The organism is Mycobacterium sp. NAZ190054 (assembly GCF_001545925.1).
GTDB lineage: Bacteria > Actinomycetota > Actinomycetes > Mycobacteriales > Mycobacteriaceae > Mycobacterium.
The window spans coordinates 1-6,207 of the sequence record NZ_LMVQ01000216.1 but is presented as its reverse complement, the minus strand read 5'-3'; the positions used below and the strand labels follow the sequence as shown (position 1 = coordinate 6,207).

The 6,207-nt window shown below is 69.7% G+C and carries 5 protein-coding genes; all 5 read right to left on the bottom strand.

Annotation, left to right across the window (positions count from 1 at the left end):
* Window positions 1-475 (bottom strand): orotidine-5'-phosphate decarboxylase (pyrF, locus tag ASJ79_RS15990; RefSeq protein ID WP_156448476.1); only part of this gene is annotated, 475 nt, incomplete at its 3' end.
* A 35-nt stretch (window positions 476-510) separates the two neighbouring features.
* Complete coding sequence (gene carB, locus ASJ79_RS15985) at window positions 511-3,849, bottom strand: carbamoyl-phosphate synthase large subunit (protein ID WP_067956881.1); 3,339 nt, start codon at window positions 3,847-3,849, stop codon at window positions 511-513.
* The gene (gene carA / locus ASJ79_RS15980) at window positions 3,849-4,988 is read right to left on the bottom strand and encodes a glutamine-hydrolyzing carbamoyl-phosphate synthase small subunit (protein WP_067956878.1); all 1,140 of its coding nucleotides are present in this window, start codon (window positions 4,986-4,988) and stop codon (window positions 3,849-3,851) included. The genes carB and carA overlap by 1 nt, the downstream gene beginning before the upstream one ends.
* A complete protein-coding gene (locus ASJ79_RS15975) occupies window positions 4,985-5,488 on the bottom strand; it encodes a transporter (protein WP_067956875.1) in 504 nt (167 codons plus the stop codon). Before ASJ79_RS15975 ends, carA begins: the two co-directional genes overlap by 4 nt.
* The coding region (locus ASJ79_RS15970; protein ID WP_231750870.1) for an amidohydrolase family protein at window positions 5,485-6,207 on the bottom strand (723 nt) is incomplete at its 5' end. The genes ASJ79_RS15975 and ASJ79_RS15970, both read right to left, overlap by 4 nt.

Genomic DNA, 6,207 nt, shown 5'->3' with positions numbered 1-6,207 from the left:
CGGTGTCCCCTCCCGACCCCGCCCCGCTGGGGCCGCTGCTGGCCCCCGCGCGCGAGCACGGGGGGGGAGTGTTCGTGCTGGCCGCGACGTCCAACCCGGAGGGTGCGTCGGTGCAGCGCGCCGTCCCGAGGTACGGCGACGCGGTCACCGCGTCGGTCGCCAGCGTCGAGTCCCCGGCCCAGGCGGCGGCATAGGCCGCCATGGTCGAGCCGATGTCTCCGCGCTTGGCGTCGGCGAGCACCAGCACGGCGGCCTCGCGCAGCGCCGCGATCGTGCGTTCCAGGACGGCGTAGCCGGCCGAGCCGTACGTCTCGAAGAACGCCACCTGCGGCTTCACCACGGCGAAGTCCGCGAAGGCGGTCACACAGGTCTCGCTGAACGCGGCCAGGCCGGCGGCGTCGGTGCTCAGCCCCCAGGCGCGGAGCAACTCGGGATGCGGGTCGATGCCCAGGCACAGCGGGCCCCGTCGCGCCATGGCCTCGGTGAGCCGGTCACCGAACCCGCCCGCCGTCACGACCCCAGCACCGAGTGCAGCTCCTGCAACGACATCACCCCGATGTCACCGCGGATGCCCGCCTCGATGCCCTGCACCGCCGCCGACGCGCCCTGCACCGTCGTCACGCACGGGATGTTCATCGACACCGCGGCCGAACGGATCTCGTAACCGTCGATGCGCGGCCCGGAGTTGCCGTACGGGGTGTTGATCACCATGTCGACGTCGCCGGCCTTGATCGCGTCGACCGCGGAGCGGCGAGGATCGTCCCCACTGGGTTGTTCGAAGTGCTTGCGCACCTCGTCGCACGGAATGCCGTTGCGCCGCAACATCTCCGCGGTTCCCTCGGTGGCCAGGATGTGGAACCCCAGGTCGGCGAGGCGCTTGACGGGGAACACCAGCGAGCGCTTGTCCCGGTTGGCCACCGACACGAACACCGTGCCCTGCGACGGCAGCGAACCGTAGGCGGCGGTCTGACTCTTGGCGAACGCACTGCCGAAGTCGTGGGCGATGCCCATCACCTCGCCGGTGGACTTCATCTCCGGGCCCAGCAGCGAATCGATCTGGGATCCGTCGGATTTGCGGAACCGGTGGAACGGCAGCACGGCCTCCTTGACGGCCACCGGGGCGCTGCGCGCCGTGGTGGCGCCGTCGCCGGCGCGGGTCAGCACACCTTCTTCTCTCAGCTGGGCGATGGTGGCGCCCAGCATCACCCGCGCGCACGCCTTGGCCAGCGGGACGGCGGTCGCCTTGGACACGAACGGCACGGTGCGGCTGGCGCGGGGGTTGGCCTCCAGCACGTAGAGGACGTCGTCCTTGAGCGCGTACTGCACGTTGAGCAGCCCGACGACGCCGATCCCGAACGCGATCGCCTCGGTGGCGCGCCGGACCGCCTCGATGTCGCTGCGCCCCAGGGTCACCGGCGGAAGCGCGCATGCGGAGTCCCCGGAGTGGATTCCGGCCTCCTCGATGTGCTCCATGATGCCGCCGATGTAGACCTCGGTCCCGTCGCAGAGCGCGTCGACGTCGATCTCGATGGCGTCCTCGAGGAAACGGTCGACGAGCACCGGGTGCTCCGGCGAGAGCTGGGTGGCCCTGGTGATGTAGCCCTCCAGGGTCTCCTCGTCGTAGACGATCTCCATCCCGCGGCCGCCGAGCACGTAGGACGGCCGCACCAGCACCGGGTAGCCGATGTCGGCGGCGATCCGGCGGGCCTGGTCGAAGCTGGTGGCCATGCCGAACCGCGGCGCCGGCAGCCCGGCGGTGGTCAAGACCTCACCGAAACGGCCGCGGTCCTCGGCCAGGTCGATGGCCTCGGGCGCGGTGCCCACGATCGGCACCCCGGCCTTCTCCAGCCGGTCGGCCAGCCCGAGCGGGGTCTGCCCACCGAGCTGCACGATCACCCCCACCACCCCGGGGCCACCGTGGCCGGAAGCCTGCTCGGCGTAGTAGATCTCCAGCACGTCCTCGAACGTCAGCGGTTCGAAGTACAGCCGGTCGGCGGTGTCGTAGTCCGTCGACACCGTCTCCGGGTTGCAGTTGATCATCACGGTCTCGAACCCCGCCTGCGACAGCGTGGTGGCCGCGTGCACGCAGCTGTAGTCGAACTCGATGCCCTGCCCGATGCGGTTGGGGCCCGAGCCGAGGATGAGGACCTTGGGCCGGTCGGCCTGCGGCGCCACTTCGGTCTCGGCGGCCGGGTCGAGCTCGTAACTGCTGTAGTGATACGGCGTCTTGGCCTCGAACTCGGCGGCGCAGGTGTCCACGGTCTTGAAGACCGGGTGAATCCCGAGGCGTTGCCGCAGCGCGCGCACGCCCACCTCCCCCGCCAGCTCCGGCCGCAGCGCGGCGATCTGACGATCGGAGAGCCCGTGATACTTGCTGCGGCGCAACAGTTCGGCGCCCAGCACCGGCGCGTCGATCAGCTCGGTGCGCAACTGCACGAGCCGGCTGATCTGGTCGACGAACCACGGGTCGACCCCGGATGCGGCCGCGACCTGTTCGACGGTGGCACCGAGCCGCAGCGCGTACTCGATGTCGTAGAGCCGCCCGTCGGTCGGCGTGCGCAGCCGCGCCAGCACCTCCTCGACGTCGCCGCCGGGGTCGGGGCCGGTCCAGAACCCGGTGCGGCTGGTCTCCAGCGACCGCATCACCTTGCCGAGGGCCTCGATGAAGTTGCGGCCCAACGACATCGCCTCGCCCACCGACTTCATCGTGGTGGTCAGGGTGGCGTCGGCGCCGGGGAACTTCTCGAACGCGAACCGCGGGGCCTTGACCACGACGTAGTCCAGGGTCGGCTCGAAGCAGGCCGGTGTCTCCTTGGTGATGTCGTTGACGATCTCGTCGAGGGTGTAGCCGATGGCGAGCTTGGCGGCGATCTTCGCGATCGGGAACCCGGTGGCCTTCGACGCCAGCGCCGACGAGCGCGACACCCGCGGGTTCATCTCGATGACGATCAGCCGCCCGTCTTTCGGGTTCACCGCGAACTGGATGTTGCAGCCGCCGGTGTCGACCCCGACCTCGCGCAGGATCTCGATGCCGAGGGTGCGCATCGTCTGGTACTCGCGGTCGGTCAACGTCATCGCCGGAGCCACGGTGACCGAATCCCCGGTGTGCACACCCATCGGGTCGAAGTTCTCGATCGAGCACACCACCACGACGTTGTCGTGGCCGTCGCGCATCAGCTCGAGCTCGTATTCCTTCCACCCGTAGATGGACTCCTCGATGAGCACGTTCGCCGACGGGGACGCGGCCAGCCCGTCACCGGCCATCCGCTCGACGTCCTCGGCCGAGTACGCCATGCCGGAGCCGAGGCCGCCCATCGTGAAGCTGGGACGCACCACCACGGGCAGGCCGAGGTCGGCGACGGTTTCGCGGACCTCGTCCATCGTGAAACAGACGCGGCTGCGGGCGGACTCACCGCCGACCTTGGTGACGATGTCCTTGAACTTCTGCCGGTCCTCACCGCGCTGGATGGCGTCGAAGTCGGCGCCGATCAACTCGACGCCGTGCTTGTCCAGCGCGCCGTTCTCGTAGAGCTTCACCGCGGTGTTCAGTGCGGTCTGGCCACCGAGCGTGGCCAGCAGCGCGTCGATCTTGTTGCCGCGCTCGGCCTGCTGGGCGATCACCTTCTCGACGAACTCGGCGGTGATCGGCTCGACGTAGGTGTGGTCGGCGTACTCGGGATCGGTCATGATCGTGGCCGGATTCGAGTTGATCAGCGTGACCTGCAGACCCTCGGCCCGCAGCACCCGGCACGCCTGGGTGCCGGAGTAGTCGAACTCCGCGGCCTGGCCGATGAGGATCGGGCCGGACCCGATGACCAGGACGTGGTTCAGATCTGGGCGACGTGGCATTACTTGGACTCCCCCGGCTTGCCCTGGTTCATGAGGTCGATGAACTGATCGAAGAGGTACTCGGCGTCCCGTGGTCCGGCGGCCGCCTCGGGGTGGTACTGGACCGAGAAGGCACGACCGTTGCTCAGCCGGACGCCTTCCACCACACCGTCGTTGGCGCAGGTGTGGCTCACCTCGGCCGGCCCGAACGGGGTGTCGAACGTCTGGCCCGCCTCGCCCTCCAGCGCGAAGCCGTGGTTCTGCGCGGTGATCGACACCCGGCCGGTGGAGTGGTCCATCACCGGGATGTTGATGCCGCGGTGGCCGAACACCATCTTGTAGGTCGCCAGGCCCAGCGCCCGGCCCAGGATCTGGTTGCCGAAGCAGATGCCGAACAGCGGGATCCCGGCGTCGAGGACGTCGCGGGTCACGCCGACGATGTGGTCGGCGGTGGCCGGGTCACCCGGGCCGTTGGACAGGAAGACGCCGTCTGGCCTGACGTCGGCGATCTGCTCGAAGGTGACCGAGGACGGCAGCACCACGCTGCGGATCCCACGCCTGGCGAAGTTGCGCGGCGTGTTGGTCTTGATCCCGAGGTCCAGCGCGGCCACGGTGAAGCGTTGCGGGCCTTCGGGTTCGACGACGTAACCGGAGTCGGTGCTGACCTCGCCGGCGAGGTCGGCACCGAGCATCGCCTCCTGCCCGCGCACGCGGGCCAGCAGTTCCTCGACCGGCGCCTCCGCCGCGGCACCGCTGAACACGCCTGCCTTCATCGAGCCGCGGCTGCGCAGGTGGCGCACCACCGCGCGGGTGTCGATGCCGGCGATCCCGACGATGCCCTGCCGTTCCAGCTCGGCGTCGAGGGTTCCGGTGGCGCGCCAGTTGGACGCGCGCGGCGACGGATCGCGGACCGCGTAGCCGGCCACCCAGATCTTGTCGCCGCGGCTCTCACTGTCGTCGTGGTTCCAGCCGGTGTTGCCGATCTGCGGTGCGGTCGCGATCACGATCTGGCGGTGGTAGCTGGGATCGGTGAGGGTTTCCTGATATCCCGACATGCCGGTCGAGAACACGGCCTCACCCAGCGTCTCGCCGACGGCGCCGAACGTCGTGCCGGTGAAAAAACGGCCGTCCTCCAGCACCAGCAGGGCCTTGTTCGTCATGCGGTCTCCTCGGGGAACCATTTCGCGAAGTCGCCGCGGTCGTCGGCGCGGAACCCGGTGTCGATCTCGGTACCCGACGGCAGTCGCCAGCGGATCGCCAGGATGCCCTCGTGGGTGAGCGCCTTGCCGGCGAGGTTCTTCTCGGTGCGGATCTCGGAAATGGCGTCATCGGGTATCCAGATGGGCCCGGCGCCGGTGCGCTGCAACATGATTCCTTCGGGGTAGCGGGTGAGGACGGCCTTGGCCCGGAAGCCGAGGTCGCCGGCGGCGACGCGGTCGTTCCAGTGCGGCGCCAGCGTGCTGCCGACGTAGAGGCCTTTGGTGGCCGGCACCAGCGCCGGGCCGACGGTGTCGGGCAGCGGCGGCAGGGTGCCGATCATCTCGGCCTGACGCTGGACGCGGCGCCGCCAGCCGCGCATCATCGCGTTGATCAGCACCGCGATGAGCACGACCAGGACCGCCGCCATCACCAGTGAGGTCACCAGCGTCGGCGTGTTCACCGGTTCACCTTCCCGTCGCGCGCGGTGATCTTGCCGCGCAGCAACGTCGTGGTGACCACGGCGGGCAGCTCCATGCCATGGTACGGCGTGTTGGCCGAGCGGCTCGCCAGCGCCGGGCCCGTGACCGTCCAGCTCGCCGCGGGGTCGACCACCGTGAGGTTCGCCGGCTCTCCGACCTCCAATGGCCTGCCCTGATCCGGGAGCCCGACGATCCTCGCGGGCGCCTCGCTCATCACCCGGGCGACGTCGCGCCAGGTCAGCAGCCCGGGGTTGACCATCGTCTGGACCACGACCGACAGCGCGGTCTGCAGCCCCAGCATGCCGGGCCTGGCAGTGGCGAACTCGCACATCTTCTCGTGCTCGGCGTGCGGCGCGTGATCGGTGGCCACGCAGTCGACGACACCGTCGGCGAGGGCCTGCCGGAGCGCGACGACGTCGGCGGACTCGCGCAGCGGCGGGTTGACCCGGTTGCGCCCGTCGTAGGTCTGCAGCCGGGTGTCGTCGAGCAGCAGGTGATGCGGGGTGACCTCGGCGGTGATCGAGATGCCGTGCTCCTTGGCCCATCTGATCAGCTCGACGGTTCCGGCGGTGGACGCGTGGCCGAGCATCAGCAGCTTGGCCTCGGTGTTGACCCCGGTCCGGCGCACCGCCTCGACGTACCACGTGTTGCCGATCTCCAGACGCCGGTTCGCGCCGTCGACGTTGAGATAACTCGAGGA